We start from the raw sequence: 20,200 nt of genomic DNA on the forward strand, positions 1-20,200 counted from the left end.
CAGCGCCCTCTTCTCTCAAGTTGACAATAACAATTATACAAAAGAAAACTTTGTACAAGTTATAGCACATTTGAAACTAGTTATACAATTTTAAAATTCGTACAAATAAAGCCAACGTTTTCCTGTATCGATTGCTTTATCAGTTTCAACACATTTAGTTATCAACCCTCGTCCGACGCACCACTGTCGCGTTTTTTGTGACCAAAATCGCAAGAAACCCAGCTATTACTCACTAATATTGCCTCAACAGACAAATCCACAGTCAACAGAAATAGTAATTTGATATGCAATACTGTTTAATTGGCTGAACATTTTTGGAGAACAATTATGGCAACCCCACACATTAACGCACAACCTGGTGATTTCGCTGAAACAGTACTAATGCCTGGTGACCCGCTTCGTGCAAAATTCATTGCGGATACTTACCTTGAAGACGTGAAGCAAGTGTGTGACGTACGTAATATGTTCGGTTACACCGGCACATATAAAGGCAAAAAAGTTTCTGTAATGGGTCACGGTATGGGTATTCCATCATGCTGTATCTACGTTCACGAGCTGATTGCTGAATACGGTGTGAAAAACGTAATTCGTGTAGGTAGCTGTGGTGCTGTACGTGACGACGTTAAACTGATGGACGTGGTTATCGGTATGGGCGCATCTACTGACTCTAAAGTTAACCGTATCCGTTTCAGCAACCATGACTTCGCTGCAATCGCTGATTTCGATCTATTAGAAGCGGCTGTTGCTCAAGCTCGTGCTCAAAATGTTTCGGTTAAAGTTGGTAATATTTTCTCTGCAGACCTGTTCTACACTCCTGAGCCAGAAATTTTCGAGAAGATGAAGAAACTTGGCATTCTAGGTGTTGATATGGAAGCTGCAGGTATTTACGGTGTAGCAGCAGATTTGGGCGCTCGCGCTCTGACTATTCTGACCGTGTCTGACCATATTCTACGTGGTGAAAAACTCAGTGCAGAAGATCGTCAAAAATCTTTCCATGAAATGATGCAAGTAGCACTTGAAACAGCTATCACCATGTAATTCAAAATTTACTTTAGGGTTGCCGAGTAGCGCGCTTGGCACCCTTCCAAATTACCGAGGGGGAGATCGTGTCGACCGACCAATTACCTGCGGACGCTGATGGCTTGCAGCTCAACTTTTGTAAAACATTGGCGTGTGACAACTTTGGTTTGAGTGATGCAGAACGGTATGTTTTGCAGCGCGCAAATCCTAAGCGTCCAACGATGGTTTGTCGTGAGTGCGGTGCTTTCCCCCCCTTACTTAATAACAAAGAAGTCCTCAACGAACTAGTTCGTTTACGTCAGCTTCACAGTGACGGCTTACCTGCCTGTCGCAACCTAGAATGTGAAAACGCAGGGCTTTCAGTCCATACACACAAACACCTCTATCATGCCTTTGGCTACAGTGGCGATCGTCAACGCTATCGCTGCAAATCTTGTCACTCTACTTTTGTCGATAAATGGTCTGGTGCGAATAAAAAACTCTTGTTCCAAGAAACCTTATTCGGGTTACTTTTCATGGGTTATTCGGTACGAGAAATCTGCCGTAAACTTAGCATCAACCCGAAAACCTTTTACGATCATATTGAACATATCGCCAGTCGCTGTCGCAGAAAACTCGCGATGATCGACGCGCGTTGGGTTAACCACGCCAGCAGTTTTCAGTTCTCCTCGCACTACATGCCACTGCAACCCAAAAGCAATAATGGCGTGCTTTGGATAGCAACAGGAGAAGCGAACACAGGCTATATTCTTTGCCAGCATGTGAACTATTCGGCAAAAGAAGAGCCTGTAGGATCAGTGGATCACAACCCTTATGAGTTTCCGGCTCGATTCGTTTCAAGAGACCACTCTTCAGAAGCGAACGTCCCACAACCAGAGCCTTCACCTATATTGCGAGAGCGTATAGATCAGCAATATCAAACGATACTGGCTCGCGGCAATGTTGAAGACCCAATGGGCAATCTTTCCACCTTTAACTACCCTTCAAAAGGCGCTTTGATTCGTCCACCCTATACCTCGTATGCGCATTACTTGCATGTTTTAGACATGTGCGACATGGATAAACACGTATCGATTTTCATGCCTCAGGACCCCATTCTGCGCTCGGCAGCTTTGAGCGTCTGCCTATCAAGAATTCGACGTCAAAACGTTGACTTAATGTACGTAGAAGAAGATGAGAGCTGGCAAGACAACCAGCCTTTTACCAAAGTTGATATTGTCCTTATGGGCTGGTGGCGAGATAGATGGGCGATAGCTCATCAAGATGAAGGTTCCAAAGGTATCTGTTATCTTGCGGGGGCTAATCCAGAGCCTGAAGCTTGGTTACAAAAGGCTTCGATAAAACAGACTGAATTTTATCAGCAACGTTTTCAGTTGCTGTTTGAGACTTTCATCAACGAACCTAGACGTAAATTACGTCCCGGTGGGATACAGCCGTTACTCGATATTTACCGCGCTTGGCACAATCTATGCTATCAAGATAAACATGGAAACACTGCCGCACAAAACCTAGGATTAACTAAGAAGCCTTTGACCTTAAAAGAACTCTTGTCCTAAACGTTTCGTCGCGGAGTGTGAGGAAGCACAAATTTATACACGAGCAAAATCATAAACATTTCCGTTCTGTCGTCTATTTAGTGCTAAATGGCATCGATACTTAAACGACGCATTGCGGACAAGTGGCAACACTTTGATAAATGTCTTGTGAGTCGTACAGCCAGGAAGTAATGGATTTGGATCAAAGCCAGTACCTTTTATTATCAGAACTTAAACAGCTTAAACTCCGTATCGAGTCTGAGCCTGCGGAAGTATTGGCGGCAGCTGAAAATGCCCTTGTCCAATCCAAACAATCCCAGTTTCACGATGGTATTATTCAAGCGCTGATCATTATGTCTCGTTGCGCTTGGTGTGAGATGGATTACCGCCGAGGCTTAAAGCACATCAAAGAGGCGTACCAACATCAAAATAGCCTCGACACTGATGAGTTCCTTCCTGAAATTCTCCATGTTCATGCGCTCCAGTTCTGGGGGCAAGCCAAATACTACACCGCCCAACAATTTTGGATTAACGCTTTAGAACAGTCTGCGTTGGTAGATGAAATTGAAGTGCTGATAGAGAGCCTAATTGGATTAGGCAATATTTGGCGCATCACTAAGCAATATGATCAAGCTTGTTCAACCCATCAGCTTGCAGCCAAAGTCGCCCACAATATGGATATCTCCTGGCTAGAAGGCAAAGCTCGTATTTTATGGGCATGGGACTTGTACTTGCTTGAGCAGTATGTCGATATGCTCACTGTGCTCGATGGCGCTGATGAAGCACTGATCGGACACCATGATAAAACTTGGCAGGCAGAAGTTTGGGATTTCCGAGGGTTGGCTCTTTTAGGACTTGAACGCATCGAAGATGCGCAACAAGCCACCCAGAAGGCGCACAAGTTAGCCGTCGCTCATAACTTGTCTTGGATGAAAGCTCATTCTTACATTAGCCGGGCAAGAATTGAGCTTTTAAGGAAAAATCTTTCCCAAGCCGCCCAGCTACTTATCTCAGCAGAAGAAACCGCGCGCAGCTTCGATAATGGTGAACTGCTTTCACAGATTTGCTATCAGCAATCTCTTGTCGCCGAAGAGAGTGGTGATGACCAAACGGCTCTAGAGGCGTTCAAAAAGTACCGAAAATACTCTCTACAAATGCTGCACGAACAGACGATGCGGCTTGGCTCTGATAAAGCACGCACATCCAAACGTCAACTCGATCAGCGCGCGATAAAGCTCCTCAACCGAATTCGCAACCAACATGATTTCCATACAGAGAAGCATTTATCGAATGTTGTGCCAGAGAATTACTGGTGGGAACAAATGGTGCTGCATAAAGTTGACCTGATGAACTCAACCTTCTCTGTTATTTCTATTCATCATGCGAATCCATTGTTTTTAGATGCTTGTACGGAGCTCGTTCATTCTCTCTGTGGTTCTAAAGATCTCCTATCACGTTTAAGCGCTAACTATCTGGGATTTCTGGTGAACGAACATGGTGAAGCAGCACAACATATGTTTGATGTACTTGAGAAGATGATTGAAATTTATCCTTGGGAGCGCAAAAAATTGCACGGAACTCTTCCTGATGCAACTCTTCATACTATCGTCAGCTTCCCTTTTACCCTTGAGCTGCTCGAAGACATGGGTTGGGAGGAATAGTTGATGGAAGCACTACTCAATAAAGTTCAAGATGCGGGACTAGACGCAACATCGGTAAGCGGTGAAGAAGCGATTGCCTTCTGGAACAAAGTTCGCAGAACTATTGCTTCTACCAAAGAAGAGAAAGCACTCTGTTTTATTGTCAGCGCAGAGTTCCATGCTGAAATGCGCCAAATTAAAAATAGTATCAGTGAGTTAAGGTCTGCACTAAATTTGTTAGATTCAGACAGTGCAGAACTCATCCTGTCGGTGAAAAACAGTCTGGCGGAACTCCTGATTGAAAATGGAGATTACGTCGAGGCACTGCAAGAACATATATCTTCTTCAGGCTTAGCTGTTGAGTATCGCTACATTGATGACTATGTCCTAGCAATACTGGGCATGGGTAACTTATGCGATGCCTATGGTGATCACCGCAGGGCAATGAGCTATTACCTCAAAATCAACAGCCTTGACCACGCTATCAGTAGCCGTTCTCTGAGATTGCGATACAAACTTTATATGCTTGCCTGTTACGTAAGCCTAGGCCGATTTGATGAAGCCGATGAGCTGGTGCGGGAGTGTGAAGAACTCAGCATTCTTGTTAGTGACAAAATTCTTGCCGGACAAACCATTTTGTACGAAGCCAAGATATATCGTCACCAAGGCGAAATAGAACAAGCGCTTCGCACCCTATCAACGGTTCAATTTTCACCGGGCAATATTCATTCCTACTGGCTTGCCAATATGGTTCGAGTTGAACGGGCAAAATGTTTTCTAGAGTTGGGCAAACCAGAATTGTCCAATATGCTGCTATTTAGCACCGAAAAGCGTTTAAAACGCTTTCCTTCGCCGGTGTTGGAAAAAGGTTTATACAAAACCTTTGCTCGTATTTTTGAACGACAAGGTCTCTATAAAGAAGCGTTGCGCTATGAACGCGAAGCGTTTGAGATTGAATCAGAGCTTATCCAAAATATTCCCATTGCTGAGCTTGGGGCGACACAGTTACGCCGTTTATCACGGTTTGAACTGCAACTAAAATTGATCGTTTCAGAACTTGAAAACCAAGAGCTGAAAGAGAGTACAGAACAGCACAAAAATGCGGTTGCGCGTCTGCAACAAGACGTCTTAACCGATCCTCTCACCAAACTGCACAACCGTCGTTGGTTGGACGGTAAGCTCAAAGAGCTGCTCCACAACGAAACCCCTTTTGCTTTCCTCGTGGTGGATATTGACCACTTCAAATCGATCAATGATGAACTTAGTCATCTTGTTGGTGACAAAGCTATAGTTAATGTCTCAAGTGAATTGGCGGAACATTTCAACTTTCCGCAAGCATCTTGTGTTCGCTATGGTGGTGAAGAGTTCTTAGTCATTCTTGAAAACATGACTTTGGAGCAAGCACAAACCGCTGCAGAAGAGTTCCGTGAACGAATTTTTAAGTACCACTGGCAGGATATCCTTGGCGAACGTGGTTTAACCGTCAGTATCGGGATCACGTTGAACAAAGAAGGCGAAAATACGCAAAGAACCTTCTATCGAGCAGATAAAGCCTTGTATCGAGCCAAAGCAAATGGGCGAAACCAAGTCTGTTCAGAATAGCTTTTTGTTTTTCTGCACAATATTAATTCCTGACATAGTGTGACTATGTTTTAAATCAAAACTTGATCCAAGATCGAATAATTTCACTCTGAACAGATAGTTAGAGGTGACTTAGGTATAAATAGGCGTATGCAACCGTGTTAATTCACAAGTAGAATACGCTACGGTGTAAAAGAAAAACGTACTACGCTTGAATAAGCGATAACGGTACCCATCCACGGTTTTCTCATAGCTATATGACTTAATTTTAATTAGTCGCCAACTGTGCATTATTAATTCTTGTTATGATTTTACGTGGTAAGAACTTTGTTATTCACGACTATAAGTATTCAATTTATATAGGACCACTCTATGTTTTTAGATTATTTTGCCCTAGGTATGTTGGTATTTGTGTGTTTAGTGATTTTCTACGGCATCATCGTCATCCATGACATCCCGTACGAAATAGCTAAAGAGCGCAATCACCCTCATCAAGATGCCATTCACGTGGCAGGCTGGGTTAGCCTGTTTACTCTTCACGTTTTGTGGCCGTTCTTATGGATTTGGGCAACACTGTGGCGCGAAGACCGAGGTTGGGGTTTCCATAAACTTCAGGAAGAAACACACGATATCCATGTACGTGTCGACGAACTGACCCAACAAGTAGCCATGCTAAAAACTGAAATCGCGAAACTAAGTCAAAGCCAAGCTCCTGCAGCTTCTGAGACCGCTCAAGAAGAGGAGCAAAAATAATGGATTTGTTACTTATTCTGACTTACACAGCGATTTGTATTGCCATTTTTAAGATTTTCAAAATCCCTCTAAACAAATGGTCGGTGCCGACTGCTGTATTAGGCGGTGTGGTGCTCATTGGTACCCTGATTCTTCTCATGAACTACAACCACCCATTTACCGCAATCGGTGGGCAAGCCTATAGCACAACGCCTATTGTCTCCGGTGTTCGCGGCAAGGTTATTGAAGTAGACGTGATTCCAAACCAGCCTCTGAAGCGAGGCGATGTGTTGTTTAAAATCGACCCAACTCCATTCCAAGCTGAAGTTGTGCGTAAAGAAGCTGCGGTTGCAGAAGCACAGCAACAAGTTCTTCAATTAGAATCTGTTTACAAAGAAGCCGTTTCCAATACTACTAAAGCTGAAGCTGCTCGCGATAAAGCGAAAAGAGAGTTTGAGCGTTACGAAAAAGGCTTCAAACGTGGCGCATTTACTGCTCAACAAGTCGATACAACCAATCAGGCGTACAAAGGTGCTCAAGCTTCTTTAGAAGCTGCCCAAGCAAGTCAGGAATCTGCTCGACTAGCGTATGAGTCTGAGATTAACGGAGAAAACACAACCGTAGCTCGCGTTCAGGCAGAACTAACTCAAGCACAATTCAACCTAGAACAAACCGTTGTAACCGCACCTACTGATGGATTTGTCACTCAACTGGCTCTACGTCCGGGTATGATGGCTGTACCACTACCGTTAGCTCCGGTAATGACTTTCGTTCACACCGAGGACGTCTACTTCTACGGTGCTTTCCGCCAAAACTCTATGCAACGTTTACAATCGGGGTTTGAAGCTGAATTCGTATTTAGATCGCTTCCGGGTAAAGTATTCAAAGGAGAAGTGGTTGACGTCATCCCTGCGATTGCTGAAGGACAGGTTCAGGCGAGAGGTTCACTGTTGGGTACTCAGGCAATCAATACGCAAGGCCGAGTGATGGTTAAACTGAAACTCACTGATGACATGAGCGAATACCATCTACCACTAGGTTCAAGCGCAGAGATCGCGGTGTATTCAGATAGCTTTGAACACGTTTCGATTATGCGTAAAGTTCTTATCCGCATGAAGAGCTGGCAGAACTACTTATACCTAGATCATTAATCCTGTTTTCAAAGAGATAAAACAGACAGTAAAAAGGAGCAATATAATTGCTCCTTTTTATTTGCTTTAAAGCCAAACTCACCAGAATGTCATTGCGATGGTAGTCAAAATAGCAATACAGGCGATGTTGAGGATGAAGCCGACTTTCATCATCTCTCTTTGGTCTATATGCCCTGTTGCAAACACGATAGCATTTGGTGGAGTGGCAACAGGTAACATGAATGCACAAGATGCTGAAACCGCAATCAGCACTGATAGCAGAACTGGTGATACACCGAACACTTCCGCAACGCTTGCGAATACAGGAACAAGCAAAGCCGCGCTTGCCGTGTTACTTGCGAATTCCGTTAGGAATACAACGAATACAGCGATAACAAACACGATGAAGAATAAGCCAAAGTGTGAAATCAACTGGCTCAGTTCATTAGCAAGAAAAACACTGGTGCCCGTTTGTTTTAATACATTGCTTAAACAGATACCACCACCAAACAGAAGCAACACACCCCAGTCGGCTGTTTTTTCAATATCTTTCCAGTGCACAACTCGGGCAAAACTCACCATGATGATGGCAGAAAGTGCAATAAGTGAGTCAAAACTCTTAAAACCACCAAGCATGGCATTCACAGGCTTACTGAAAACCCACAGGAACACCACCAGCGAGAAGATCGCTAATGTGACAATTTTGCCTTTGTCCCAATCCACAGGTTCTGCATGAGTATCAAACTGACCACTGAGATCAGGCTTTAGCATGAAGTAGAGAATGGCCAAGCAAATTGGCAGCATAACTAAAGTGGTTGGAAGACCAAATTTCATCCAGCCGACGAATGTTAGACCAACTTCTGCGGCTGCGATTGCGTTAGGTGGGCTGCCCACCACAGTTGCAATCCCACCAATACTGGCGCTATAAGCAATACCTAGTAGCACAAACACATAGGTAGAGTGCCCCCTCTTATCATCCACTTTACTTAAAATACCAAGCACTAGAGGCAACATCATCGCGGTCGTCGCAGTGTTACTGATCCACATAGAAAGAGCGGCAGAAACACCAAACAACATAAAGACAGCGACACTCATTCGACCTTGAGCAAGTACGAGGACTTTATCTGCGATGACTTTATCTAAACCTTGACGATGCATAGCCGCCGCTAGGGCAAAACCGCCCAAAAATAGGAAGATAATCGAATTCGCAAAGTTGTTTAGGGCAGCTTGCGTGTCAAACACGCCAGACAATACCGCCATAATAGGGACAAGTATCGCGGTGACGGTTACATGTAATGCTTCCGTTAGCCAGAGGATGGCGATAAACGTCAGCATACTTAAGCCTAAAACAACGTTGGATTCAAACGGGAGGGTAAACAGTAAGATGAAAAACAGAGCAAGATCGGCAATGACAATCATACTGTTTCGGTGAAAAAACCATTCTCGGGTGTTACTGGGTAAAGGGACACTATCATTTCTATTCATTATTATTTTCCTTATAAAGGCCTTACGGCAACACAATGATCACACGTAACCAAACAAGGAGATAATAAATTTTTGTCAAGTTGTTAAACTAATCAACATTAAAACCAACAACTTAACATCATGAAATAAATAGAAATATAAATATCCCTTTTCGTTTGACTGATGTTTAATAAAACACCAGTTTTAAACAGTTTTCCAAGTAAAATCCTTAATCTTAAGAAACCTGCCTAGAAATTTGATCAAATGCGGTCATCACCTCAGGGCTTGTCATCACTCTGCCATGACCTTGGTTTTGAGTGGTGATAAGCGTAACATTTTCCATCTCTTGAGACGCCTTTTGCGATACCGAATACTTCGCAAACTTATCGTCTTCGTCATGAACAATTATAGTCTGAGACTCACGCTGCTTAAGCTTTTTGTATGGATCAATAGACTGAATTGGGTAGTGGTATTCGTCTTGGACTTCGTTGACGACTTCTTCAAATAGACGCATGGAATAACCAGAACGAGCTACGGTGCTGAACAGGTTATCTAGATAGTCCAATACGGGAGCAATCAGCAACATAGGACAATTTACTACTTTGGCGTGCCGACATTCCAAAGCCGTCGCATTGCCCATGCTATGTCCAATCAAACCAACCACATTTTCTTCACTGTCCAGAATAGCTTCCAGTCCGCGAACAAACGCAGGGATATGCCCTAAAGCCCCTTCACTTTCACCATGTCCTGGATGATCGTAAGCAAGGGCGGTAAAACCTAAAGAGGCGATGTGTTCCATCAAAGGATAAAACTGATTCGAAGAACCTGACCAGCCATGGGTTAATACCCAAACCGGTCCTTTACCCAAACGAAAAGTGGTTAATTGGCCTTCTGGTGAAGAAACGTAAGATTTGATTAAACCCTCAGGAGCCTGATTCTTCGCTTTCATACGACTTGGAGTAAGAAGGAGCTTTCTTGCTGTTTTTTTCGCGTGCCTTGGAGCCAACGAATGGTGCAAACGTGTGGTGACATTGACTAAGCTGCGACGCCAATTGAAACGTTGCGCTGTATTGAAGTAAATTTTCTCACTCATAACTATCCTTAAACCAAAAACGTACGGTCGTGCTTTTTATTGGTAAATTTTTTTCTGGTTAACGTTTCCAGCGATCAAATAAATCGCTGACTCCTTGCCAAAATCTCTCGTGGCTTTGCTCTTGTCCATAGATGGAATAGAACAAATGCGCGCTAAGGTACAAGCCATAAAGCTCGTAACTCGCTTGCTTGGCGTCCAAATCCGTTCGGAACTGGCGGTTCTCGACGCCTTTATCTATTTGAATTTGTAGATACTGAATCCAGTGAGAAATGATTTTCTTGAGCTCTTGCTGAATGGCACATTCACTTTTTGCCGATTCTTTCCAAGCATCCAAAAACATACAGCTTCCTTGGAATGAATGGTTCCATCCCATCCAGTTATCTAATAGGGAACGTAGTTTGTTTTCCATATCTTTATCACCCAATTCACGAGCGGGAGCAATAACGCGAGAGATAAAAACTTGGTTCGCAAAATCAACCACAGCTAATTGCAGGTTCTCTTTTGAATTGAAATGAGCAAACAGACCACTTTTTGACATCCCGCACTGCTTGGCAAGCTCACCTATCGTCAAGCTTTCCAGGCCATTCTCACTGGCAAGATCAAATGCTTTGGCCAAAATGTTTTCGCGGGTAATTTTTCCTTTGCTCATAACTCATCAGATTCAGTTCACACGCCAAGAAGTTTAGTACGATCGTTCTTTTATTACAAACAGTGTTTATGCGAGCAGTCTTATTACAAATAGAGATAGCGGAAATAAATGTAGATAGAAACAAATAAAGTATTGACCTTGTACTTAACTACAAAGTTTATACTGGTGGAAAATGACAAGAGAATCGAGGTTTGTACATGGCGTCTTTAACCCGAGGCCAACTGGCTAAACAGCTCGGAATCAACACTGAGGCAATTCGATTTTATGAGCAACAAGGCTTAATTGAACCACTGCGCGCCGACAATGGTTATCGTCAATATGATCAAAACTGCATTGATAAGTTGAAATTCATTCTTCACGCTAAAGAAGTGGGTTTATCTCTGAGTGATATTCAGGAACTGCTTTCGATTCAAATAGAACCGGAGCAGCACACATGCCAAGAAGTGAAAGACATCACTCAAGCAAAACTTCATGAGATTGAACTGCGTATTGCCCAACTTCAGCATATGCATGACGCCTTGAAAGTGATTAATGAACGTTGCTGCGGTGGCTCTCATTCCGCCGAACACTGCACTATCTTGACGGCCCTTACTCAAACTCAACCAGAGGAAGCTTAATATGCAAGCTATCACAACCTTTTTAGATACCTTACTCAATTTGTGGCTTGATGCTTCTTTCTGGCTGATCATAGGTTTGTTCGTGGCCGGTATTCTTAAAGTAACGCTTAGCAACGATAAACTAAGTAAACATCTTACCGGACACGGTATGTGGCCGAGTGTCAAAGCGGCTGTTTTGGGTATGCCACTGCCGCTCTGTTCTTGTGGCGTTATTCCAGCGGCGGTTGGGCTTCGTCGAGGTGGCGCTTCAAAAAGCGCAACAACTGCCTTTCTAATCTCAACCCCAGAGACAGGCGTTGACTCCATTGCCATTTCCTATGCGCTATTAGGGCCCTTTATGGCGGTCATTCGACCTATAGCAGCGACAACTTCAGCTATTGCTGCTGCGTTTCTGGTGTTGCTCACAGACAAAGAGACACAAACACCACCGCCAGCGACCGAAGCCGTCAAAACTTCATGTTGTTCAGGCTCTCACAGTTGTAGCAGCAGCTCTGGATCATCTGAACACTCGTCTCAACTAAAATCAGAATCATGGCTGAGCAAGTTATGGCAGGGGCAAAAATACGCATTTACCGATTTAATTGAAGACCTGTCACTGTGGCTTATTGTGGGTCTTATCATCTCTGCTTTGGTTGTGACATTTGTGCCATCCGAAGCATTGGTGGAAATCAGCCGTAGCCCTTGGGCAATGGTACTGATGGCACTAATTGGTGTACCTATGTATATATGTGCTTCTGCTTCAACGCCAATTGCTGCTGGCCTAATGCTGGCAGGTGTATCACCCGGTGCAGTATTGGTCTTTTTACTTGCAGGCCCTGCGACCAATATGGCAACCCTTGGTATTGTGAGAAAAGAATTAGGAACAAAAGCGCTGGTGAGCTACCTAATCGGTGTGGTGGGTGTGGCGATTCTATTTGGCTATGCCACCAACTTTTTAGTCGATACTTTCGCTATCAATATCGATGCACAGCTAGCGGCCAGTAATGAACTATTACCACCAGTGCTCGCTTGGACAAGTGGCATTGCATTGGCGGTTATCATTGCGGCTGACTTGTGGAAAAGATTTAGCCCGAAACAAGAGAAAGCGAGCTGTTGTTCATAGCGTTAACCGTTCGCATGCGTATTCCAATCAACTACAACACGCTGTAGAGTATAAAAATCTTACAATAAGCACCGTCGGTTGTTAGAACGACGGTGCTTTTTTCTTCAAATCGTTATCTTCACCAGAAGTTCAAGGAATGAACGTGGACAGTCTCTTTCAGTTATTAATGTTTTCGGCCTCAATTACAGGCCCTATTTGCTTAATGCTGGTACTCGGAGTATTTCTTAAACGTATCAATCTGATTAACGATAACTTTATCGAAGTCGCCTCCAAGATAGTGTTTGAAGTGACGCTGCCAACCATGTTGTTCTTGAGTATCATAAGTTCAAAACACGATTTCTCTTCCAGCGCATCTCTAATTATTTACGGCCTCGTAGCGAATTTTCTGTTCTTTCTGTTCACCACTTTTGTTACCAAAAAAGCGTTTAATCGCCCGAAAGATCAAGGGGTGATCATACAAGGCGCATTTCGCGCCAATACCGCTATTATCGCTATCGCCTATGTCGCCAATGCTTATGGTAATGATGGAGTGGCACTTGCAGCAATTTATGTGGCGAGCATGACATTGCTATACAACGTACAAGCGGTCATCGCGTTAAGCGCGAAGAGCGATACCAAAGGCACTCCGCCATCCAAAATAATCTTTCGCACTTTAACCAAAAACCCACTGATTATTGCGATTCTCTCCGGTCTCTTCTGCTACGGATTTTCCATCCCTATTCCTGAAATGGTCACAGATGCTGGACGCTATTTGGGTAACATGACACTGCCTCTGGCACTTCTTTGCACTGGTGGCTCGTTAGACCTAAAAGCGTTGAAAGATGATAATGCACCCGCTTGGTATGCCACAGGTTTTAAACTGATACTCGCTCCGCTTTTGACCACCCTTGGCGCACTAATGTTTGGATTCAGAGGAATGGAACTCGGGCTGGTTTTCCTGATGAGCTCAGCGCCAACCGCAGCGGCGAGTTACGTGATGGCGCGAGCGATGGGCGGAAATGCCACCTTGGCTGCCAATATCATTGCACTCACCACTGTTTTTTCCCTTTTCTCATGCACCTTGGGAATCTTCCTGCTTTCAGCATTTGGTCTGATGTAACCGAACAGAATCGAGTTCACATATTGGAGTAATAATTCTCACCAAGAACGAATTTATTGACGTGCGTCGAAAGGGATAAGTTGCATATACAGTATTGTTCTCGCTTTCCTTTTTTCTGTGTAAGTACTTATGTCTTCGATAAATAAAATCAAGAGCCTAGAGTTCGGAAGAACGGTGGCTATGCTCGCTATTATAGGCCTTCACTGCCAGTTATTTACCACTCATACCTTTTACAATGATGAACCTTGGCTTGCATATCTGTTTAATCAAGCCACTCGTTTTGCAGTTCCGCTTTTCTTCTTGATATCAGGTTACCTTATTCAGCCTAAGCTAAAGGCGATACCTTTCGACACGGTGAAACGATATTCTCTACCACTAATTCGTATTTGGTTAGTCTGGAGTATTCTCAGCCTTGTGATGCCTTTTAACTCTGACGAACTGATAAAAAGCGGCTATCTCGCAGAGCGCATGATCTACTGGGACTATCTGCTGATGAATCCGGTGAACTCTTTGCTTGAAGGCGGCTTAGTACACCTATGGTTTATACCTTCACTGATTATGGCGATAGCAATTATTGCTGCTTTAGTTCGCTGGAATATGTCAAAGTGGATCATTCCAGTCGCGGCAATGCTATACATCTATGGTGTACTGGCGGGAAGCTACAATGTAGTGACGGAATTGGAAGCACCATTTTTTACTCGTAATGGCCCGTTCTTTAGTACTTTGATGGTGACTATTGGTTATGTGATACGCGAACGCAATATCTCCTGTAACATAAAAATGGCATCGTTATTGGCGCTATCGGGAATGGCTCTGCATTTCGTTGAAGCCTTTGGGTTACACCAATATGGGCAAATGTTTGGCTATAACGATTACCTATTTGGTACGCCATTATGGGGCGTGGGGATTTTCTTTGTGCTGTTAGCAAAACCCAACTGGGGAAGTGCAACGTGGATACAATCTTTCGCCAATAGCGTATTGGGCATCTATGTTAGCCACTTACTGGTTGCGATAGTGGTGATGAACATTTCTGGTATATTGCAACAGAGCAGTTGGGATAGAGATATCACACTGTTTGCAGGAACGACGATTATCACACTACTCTTAGTGAAAGGAATCGAGCGTACTCCTCTCAGGAGGATACTGTTTAGATAGGAGTTTTATGTTTACGCGCGTCATCACTTTATCGCTGCTTTTCGCTCAAAGTCTGGTTTGGGCGAACAGTGACAACACAGACATGCCATGGAAACTCGCAAAAAGCGAAGACGGCATTCGAATTCACATTCGTGAGCATCAAGGAGGCTTGGTCGAAATCCGCGCACAAATGTTTGCTCCCACCACATATCAAGCGTTCTTAGTATTACTGGAAGACAGTGAAAACCTGCCCAAATGGCTCGACAACGTCAGCAGCAGCAAGGTATTGAAGCAGATATCACCCAACGAAAACATCGTCTATACCCAGTTCTCTGCCCCATGGCCTGCCCGAGACAGAGATATGGTGACGTACTCAAAATACCAAGTTGATAATGGTGCGTTTAAGCTGGAAATCAAAGACGCGGCAGATCAATACCCAGAACAAAAAGACTACGTTCGGATAAAATCGGTTCAGGCGGATTGGACTTTAGAAAAGCTCACCAATGGATTAACACATATCGATTACACTGCATACGCAGATCCGGGTGGTTTTCTGCCTGACTGGCTGGCAAATCAGCTTTCTGTTTCGAGCGCTTTCAACACTTTTGAAGCACTAAAAGCTCAGCTGCCTCAATACCAAAATCGGCAGCATCCAAACATCAATGAGTGATTGTTGAAGCGATAAAAAAAACCCCGATTTATAGTGTAAATCGAGGCTTGCTTTTCTCAGTTTTTACTACGATTTTAGCTTGTAGAACAGGGTCGAAAGTGGCGGTAAACGCACCAATAGAGACTGGTCTAAACCTTCACTTTGTACACTTTCCGTTTCTGCTACTGTGATCGTTTCGAAATCACTGCCTGAATAGTGACCACTATCCGTGTTCAGTAGCAACTCATAGCGTCCCTCGTTTGGCACCCCTAAACGGAAGTGTTCATGCGGTACTGGTGTAAAGTTGGTAATGGCTAAGATTCTCTCGCCCTTATCACTGATACGCTCATGAGCAATCACGCTAATGTCCGCCGCATCTTGCAAACGCCACTCGAAGCCGGATGGTTCGCAATCTCGTTCATGTAAAGCAGCTTCATTCTTATACAGATGATTCAGGTCACGAACTAAACTTTGAATACCACGGTGGCGATCAAACGCGGTTAAGAACCACTGTAACTGGTCGTCATGATTCCACTCTGCCGTCTGTCCAAACTCAGCCCCCATGAAGTTGAGTTTCTTACCCGGCTGCGCGTACATATAGCCAAAATAGGCACGCATATTCGCCGTCTGTTGCCACTCATCTCCTGGCATCTTGTGGATCAACGACTGTTTACCGTAAACCACTTCATCGTGAGACAAAGACAACACATAGTTCTCACTGAATGCGTAAATTAACGGAAAAGTTAACGTGTTGTGGTGGTATTTACGATGTACCGGATCTTCTTTGATGTATGAAAGGCTGTCGTGCATCCACCCCATATTCCACTTGAAACCAAAACCTAAGCCGCCCATAAAGGTTGGCGCTGATACGCCCGGAAAGGCTGTTGATTCTTCAGCAATGGTCATCGCATTTGGGAAGTACTTATAAACCTCTTCGTTCATCCACTTAAAGGTTGCGATGGCATCATAGTTTTCACGACCACCATCGACGTTTGGAATCCACTGATCATGGCTACGTGAATAATCGAGATAAAGCATCGACGCCACAGCATCAACTCGAATACCGTCGACATGGAACATATCGAACCAATACAGAGCATTGGAGACTAGGAAACGACGCACATGTTCACGTCCAACATCATAGATGTAAGAATTCCAGTCCTGATGCCAGCCACGGCGCGGATCAGGGTCATGGAATAGCGGCGTACCATCGAAGTTGGCCAAACCATGATCATCCGACGGGAAGTGTGCAGGAACCCAATCGAGAACCACACCAATACCTGCCTGATGGCACATATCAACAAAGTATTTGAAATCATCCGGCGAGCCATAACGACTGGTTGGAGCAAACAAACCAACCGGTTGATAACCCCAAGAGCCATAAAACGGATGTTCAGAAACCGGCATAAGCTCTACATGGGTGTATCCCATATCAACCAAATACGGAATCAAATGCTGAGCTAACTCGCGATAATTGAGGAAGTTTCCATTCTCGTCACGTTTCCACGAGCCTACATGCAGCTCATAAAAAGAAAGGGCTTCTTTTCGCTTTTGCGTAACAGGGCGATGTTGCCATTCACTGTCTTGCCATTGATAACGGCTATGATCATAAGTCACAGAGGCAAATGAAGGATGTTGCTCAGCATAAGAGCCCCAAGGATCTGCTTTATGAGGCAAGCCTTCACCATGTGGTCCTTTCAGTTCAAATTTGTATTGAACACCTTCCTCTAGCCCCGGTATGAACAGCCCCCAAACACCATAATCTAAACGTTGCATCGGATGACGACGGCCGTCCCACTGGTTAAAGGAACCAACCAAACTACACGCAGAAGCGTGAGGTGCATAAACAAGGAAACGAATACCTGAGATCTGCTTACCGTCGCGTTCTAACGTAATGAACTGCGATCCCATATGACGATACATCTCTTTCGGAGTGTGCAGATCATCATATTCGGCATAAATTCCGTGGTACTGGTATGGGTCATCAATAATTTGCTCGCTACCCGCCCAGTCAATCGCAAGGGAATAATGGGTGAAGCGAAGGTCTCTGTCTGATCTAAGAATAAAACCGGCATCGATTTCTCTTTCAAGAGCCACTCTCGGCTCTCCTTCCACTAACAGCTCTACTTTATCAGCACCCGGCATCCATACGCGCAATGCCCCTTGCTTAGAAGAAATAAACGGACCTAAAAATGCAAATGGATCAGCAAAACCCGCATGGGAAAGCTGGTTATAGGCAACTTGTGTTTTCGATGGCTTTTTAGCTTTTTTCAATACTCTTCTCCCAGCGCAACAGAGAAATAAAAATGCCCGCTACATTGGCGGGCATACTAGCGTTAATTCATCTTACAGAACTCAGGAGAACGAGAGAGTGACCTAACTTAAATTTCTTAGTGTAAATATAAGAAATCACTAAATTTCCCCCTGAGTTTTTTAAGTACAAACTCTATTACTGACTGGCTTTCGCACGCGTTTCCGTTAAACGTGCTGAAATTCGGTTCACATCTTCACGGGCGAAGATTTCATCCAAATTCATCGACAACTTACGACGCCAGTTTGGATATTCATCAACGGTTCCCGGAATGTTGACAGGATTATCCATTTCTAACCAGTCTTCAAGCTGAATACTGAGTAGACCTGAAGAACCTGCCGCAACATGCAGTTGCAATGCTTCACTCAGGTATGAATCCATAGGAACCAGACTTGCATCACGACCTACGCCTTCAGGCAAGTAACCATGCCAAGCCACAGAGTCCAAAATGCCTTGTTTGCACTTCAAGCGGTCATCAAACAACTCTGCCAGTTGTTCTTTGTCTGGATACAAGCCAATTTCGCTACCCATTTTCAGGTCAGCGCAGTGCCAGAAACCACGCAGAGTCGGCATATCGTGCGTACACAGAGCCGCCATGGATTGAGGCGCATAGTGCTTAGGAGAAATAAAACCGCCGTCTTCTTTAGATGTTTCGAAGAAGAAGACTTTGTATGAGTGAACGCCCGCATCACGAAGCAGATCCACGATTTCGTCTGGTACAGTACCTAAATCTTCACCGATCACACTGCATTGGTGACGGTGCGATTCCAGCGCAAGAATAGCTAACATGTCTTTCACTGGGTAGTAGATGTACGCACCTTTAGTTGCGTTTTCACCTTTTGGAATCCACCATAAACGCAGCAATCCAAGTACATGGTCGATACGCAGAGAACCACAATGCTTCATGTTGGCACGCAATAGCTTGATGTAAGCATCATAGCCCGTCGCTTGCAGCACTTGTGGGTTTAGCGGTGGTAATCCCCAGTTTTGACCTAGCGGACCAAGAACATCTGGCGGAGCGCCAATACTGGCATCGAGAATCAAGTTGCCTTCATCAGCCCATGTTTCAGAGCCAGAATCCGCGACACCTACCGCTAGGTCGCGGTACAAGCCAACAGCCATGCCTTTTTCTTCGGCCAATGCCTGAGCTTCGTTGATTTGCGTGTCAGCAACCCACTGCAAGTACATATAAAGGTGAACAGCATCTTGGTTGTCTTCAATGAAAGTTTGTACCGCAGGGTTTTCAAAGCGGCGGTATTTTTCAGGGAAAACAGGCCAGCCCCAAACATTGCTGTCTTCTGCATGCAATTGTGCGTGCAGTGCATCAAAGGTTGCTTGATGCAATAGGCTATCACCGCCCTCTTCCACAAAGTCCAAAAACGCGCGAGCACGATCGGTATTTTTGTCCAAATGACGAGCTTTAAATTCAGTGAACAACAGTGGCAGTACGCTCATTTTCATTTGCGCGACTTCGGTGTAGTTCACCCAATGAGATTCACGTGCTTTTTGCAGACGCTGTTGGAACTCTGCACTGCCCACTTTTTGCTGTGCTTCACCGCTTAGAGCGAACTCAGGTACTGAGCTCACATCAATATAGAGAATGTTCAACCAACGACGAGAAGACGGGCTGTATGGGCTCGCACCTTCTGGGTTTGCTGGGAACAGAGAATGAATTGGGTTCAAACCGACAAAATCACCACCACGAGATGCGATATCTGCAACCAACTGTTTCAAGTCACCAAAATCGCCGATACCCCAGTTGTGCTGAGTTCGTAATGTGTAGAGCTGTACACTTGGTCCCCAAAGCTTTTGGCCTGTTTCCAGAGCTGATTGTTTGTAACATGCTGTTGGTGTCACAATAACCGTCATCTCATAAGGCGTTTTACGACGCTTACGAGAAACAAATAGCTTGTGGTAACCCAGCGCTAAATCGCCCGGTAAAGAGAATACAAGCGGACCACCTTCTGCGCGCTCATCACGAACGATTTGAGATTGTAGGTAGCCTTCAAATACTTCGCCCTGTTCGGTTTCTAGTCGCCAGTCAAATTCACTTTCACGAGCACTAGAACCTAGGTTGAGAGAAACCTCTAACGGCTCTCCTTGACGAATTACTAATACGGGTTCCAATACATCGGCTTTGTGTTTTTTCTCAGCCGATTTTAATAAGGTTTGATCATTGGTTGTGTCATAACCTAAAGAAGCCAAAAGACGACGAATTGTTTCATCTTCTACCTTTGCTTCATCGCCCCAAGCACTCACATAGCTGTCGGCAATTTTTGCCATCGCAGCGACTTGTTTTAATGCATTTTGTTCTTTCATCGCTCTCTCCGAAGGGACTGCATAATCCTTCAAATGTGTAGGGTGTGTGATTATTAATCTTTGTCGTTTTGACTTTTATTCATTCTGTAACATATGTTCGTTAAGCGTTATAAGCCATTCAGCCA

General features: G+C 44.4%; 16 protein-coding genes. 11 read left to right on the top strand and 5 right to left on the bottom strand.

Features of this window, described 5'->3' with window-relative positions; all coding sequences use genetic code 11:
- The first annotated feature begins 327 nt into the window (after window positions 1–327).
- The 6 genes from deoD (at window position 328) to ACRQQK_RS12945 (ending at window position 7,659) form a co-directional block, all read left to right on the top strand.
- The gene (deoD, locus tag ACRQQK_RS12920; protein WP_457511988.1) at window positions 328–1,038 is read left to right on the top strand and encodes a purine-nucleoside phosphorylase; all 711 of its coding nucleotides are present in this window, start codon (window positions 328–330) and stop codon (window positions 1,036–1,038) included.
- Window positions 1,039–1,106: 68 nt separating this feature from the next.
- Window positions 1,107–2,576: a transposase gene (locus ACRQQK_RS12925; protein ID WP_457511990.1), complete on the top strand. Its 1,470-nt coding sequence runs from the start codon at window positions 1,107–1,109 to the stop codon at window positions 2,574–2,576.
- Window positions 2,577–2,752: 176 nt separating this feature from the next.
- Window positions 2,753–4,216: a hypothetical protein gene (locus ACRQQK_RS12930; RefSeq protein ID WP_457512376.1), complete on the top strand. Its 1,464-nt coding sequence runs from the start codon at window positions 2,753–2,755 to the stop codon at window positions 4,214–4,216.
- Window positions 4,217–4,219: 3 nt separating this feature from the next.
- The gene (locus ACRQQK_RS12935; RefSeq protein WP_457511992.1) at window positions 4,220–5,797 is read left to right on the top strand and encodes a diguanylate cyclase domain-containing protein; all 1,578 of its coding nucleotides are present in this window, start codon (window positions 4,220–4,222) and stop codon (window positions 5,795–5,797) included.
- 351 nt (window positions 5,798–6,148) lie between these two features.
- Entirely contained in the window at window positions 6,149–6,529 is a 381-nt protein-coding gene (locus tag ACRQQK_RS12940; RefSeq protein ID WP_102939816.1) for a DUF3302 domain-containing protein, read from the top strand.
- Window positions 6,529–7,659: an HlyD family secretion protein gene (locus ACRQQK_RS12945; protein ID WP_457511994.1), complete on the top strand. Its 1,131-nt coding sequence runs from the start codon at window positions 6,529–6,531 to the stop codon at window positions 7,657–7,659. Before ACRQQK_RS12940 ends, ACRQQK_RS12945 begins: the two co-directional genes overlap by 1 nt.
- A 78-nt stretch (window positions 7,660–7,737) precedes the next feature.
- Here ACRQQK_RS12945 and ACRQQK_RS12950 read toward each other — a convergent pair whose 3' ends face one another.
- The 3 genes from ACRQQK_RS12950 to ACRQQK_RS12960 all read right to left on the bottom strand — a co-directional run bounded on the left by ACRQQK_RS12950 (window position 7,738) and on the right by ACRQQK_RS12960 (window position 10,844).
- Window positions 7,738–9,123, bottom strand: a complete 1,386-nt coding sequence (locus tag ACRQQK_RS12950; protein WP_457511996.1) for a DASS family sodium-coupled anion symporter — start codon at window positions 9,121–9,123, stop codon at window positions 7,738–7,740.
- 214 nt (window positions 9,124–9,337) lie between these two features.
- Window positions 9,338–10,195 carry an alpha/beta fold hydrolase gene (locus ACRQQK_RS12955; protein ID WP_457511999.1) on the bottom strand — a complete coding sequence of 286 codons (858 nt, stop codon included), beginning with the start codon at window positions 10,193–10,195 and terminating at the stop codon, window positions 9,338–9,340.
- 58 nt (window positions 10,196–10,253) lie between these two features.
- A complete protein-coding gene (locus tag ACRQQK_RS12960; RefSeq protein WP_457512001.1) occupies window positions 10,254–10,844 on the bottom strand; it encodes a TetR/AcrR family transcriptional regulator in 591 nt (196 codons plus the stop codon).
- A gap of 197 nt (window positions 10,845–11,041) precedes the next feature.
- On the opposite strand from ACRQQK_RS12960, the gene zntR reads away from it, so the two are divergent.
- From zntR to ACRQQK_RS12985, 5 genes are all read left to right on the top strand, one after another.
- A complete protein-coding gene (gene zntR, locus ACRQQK_RS12965; protein ID WP_457512003.1) occupies window positions 11,042–11,461 on the top strand; it encodes a Zn(2+)-responsive transcriptional regulator in 420 nt (139 codons plus the stop codon).
- Between the two features lies 1 nt (window position 11,462).
- Complete coding sequence (locus ACRQQK_RS12970) at window positions 11,463–12,563, top strand: SO_0444 family Cu/Zn efflux transporter (RefSeq protein ID WP_457512005.1); 1,101 nt, start codon at window positions 11,463–11,465, stop codon at window positions 12,561–12,563.
- A gap of 136 nt (window positions 12,564–12,699) precedes the next feature.
- Window positions 12,700–13,662: an AEC family transporter gene (locus ACRQQK_RS12975; protein ID WP_457512007.1), complete on the top strand. Its 963-nt coding sequence runs from the start codon at window positions 12,700–12,702 to the stop codon at window positions 13,660–13,662.
- A gap of 129 nt (window positions 13,663–13,791) precedes the next feature.
- Window positions 13,792–14,817 carry an acyltransferase gene (locus ACRQQK_RS12980; RefSeq protein ID WP_457512009.1) on the top strand — a complete coding sequence of 342 codons (1,026 nt, stop codon included), beginning with the start codon at window positions 13,792–13,794 and terminating at the stop codon, window positions 14,815–14,817.
- A 7-nt stretch (window positions 14,818–14,824) separates the two neighbouring features.
- The gene (locus tag ACRQQK_RS12985; RefSeq protein WP_457512011.1) at window positions 14,825–15,466 is read left to right on the top strand and encodes an START domain-containing protein; all 642 of its coding nucleotides are present in this window, start codon (window positions 14,825–14,827) and stop codon (window positions 15,464–15,466) included.
- Between the two features lie 66 nt (window positions 15,467–15,532).
- Here ACRQQK_RS12985 and glgB read toward each other — a convergent pair whose 3' ends face one another.
- Both glgB and malQ read right to left on the bottom strand, forming a co-directional pair.
- Entirely contained in the window at window positions 15,533–17,719 is a 2,187-nt protein-coding gene (glgB, locus tag ACRQQK_RS12990) for a 1,4-alpha-glucan branching protein GlgB (RefSeq protein ID WP_457512013.1), read from the bottom strand.
- Between the two features lie 175 nt (window positions 17,720–17,894).
- Window positions 17,895–20,075: a 4-alpha-glucanotransferase gene (malQ, locus tag ACRQQK_RS12995; protein WP_457512015.1), complete on the bottom strand. Its 2,181-nt coding sequence runs from the start codon at window positions 20,073–20,075 to the stop codon at window positions 17,895–17,897.
- Window positions 20,076–20,200 lie beyond the last annotated feature (125 nt).

This window comes from Vibrio sp. C8 (genome assembly GCF_054051265.1).

Coding starts and splice junctions, on each gene's coding strand:
- ACRQQK_RS12980 (WP_457512009.1), top strand. CDS start 13,792: ATGTCTTCGATAAATAAAATCAAGAGCCTAGAGTTCGGAAGAACGGTG.
- ACRQQK_RS12935 (WP_457511992.1), top strand. CDS start 4,220: ATGGAAGCACTACTCAATAAAGTTCAAGATGCGGGACTAGACGCAACA.
- ACRQQK_RS12985 (WP_457512011.1), top strand. CDS start 14,825: ATGTTTACGCGCGTCATCACTTTATCGCTGCTTTTCGCTCAAAGTCTG.
- ACRQQK_RS12945 (WP_457511994.1), top strand. CDS start 6,529: ATGGATTTGTTACTTATTCTGACTTACACAGCGATTTGTATTGCCATT.
- ACRQQK_RS12975 (WP_457512007.1), top strand. CDS start 12,700: ATGAACGTGGACAGTCTCTTTCAGTTATTAATGTTTTCGGCCTCAATT.
- ACRQQK_RS12960 (WP_457512001.1), bottom strand. CDS start 10,844: ATGAGCAAAGGAAAAATTACCCGCGAAAACATTTTGGCCAAAGCATTT.
- ACRQQK_RS12940 (WP_102939816.1), top strand. CDS start 6,149: ATGTTTTTAGATTATTTTGCCCTAGGTATGTTGGTATTTGTGTGTTTA.
- zntR (WP_457512003.1), top strand. CDS start 11,042: ATGGCGTCTTTAACCCGAGGCCAACTGGCTAAACAGCTCGGAATCAAC.
- malQ (WP_457512015.1), bottom strand. CDS start 20,075: ATGAAAGAACAAAATGCATTAAAACAAGTCGCTGCGATGGCAAAAATT.
- ACRQQK_RS12955 (WP_457511999.1), bottom strand. CDS start 10,195: ATGAGTGAGAAAATTTACTTCAATACAGCGCAACGTTTCAATTGGCGT.
- ACRQQK_RS12950 (WP_457511996.1), bottom strand. CDS start 9,123: ATGAATAGAAATGATAGTGTCCCTTTACCCAGTAACACCCGAGAATGG.
- deoD (WP_457511988.1), top strand. CDS start 328: ATGGCAACCCCACACATTAACGCACAACCTGGTGATTTCGCTGAAACA.
- ACRQQK_RS12970 (WP_457512005.1), top strand. CDS start 11,463: ATGCAAGCTATCACAACCTTTTTAGATACCTTACTCAATTTGTGGCTT.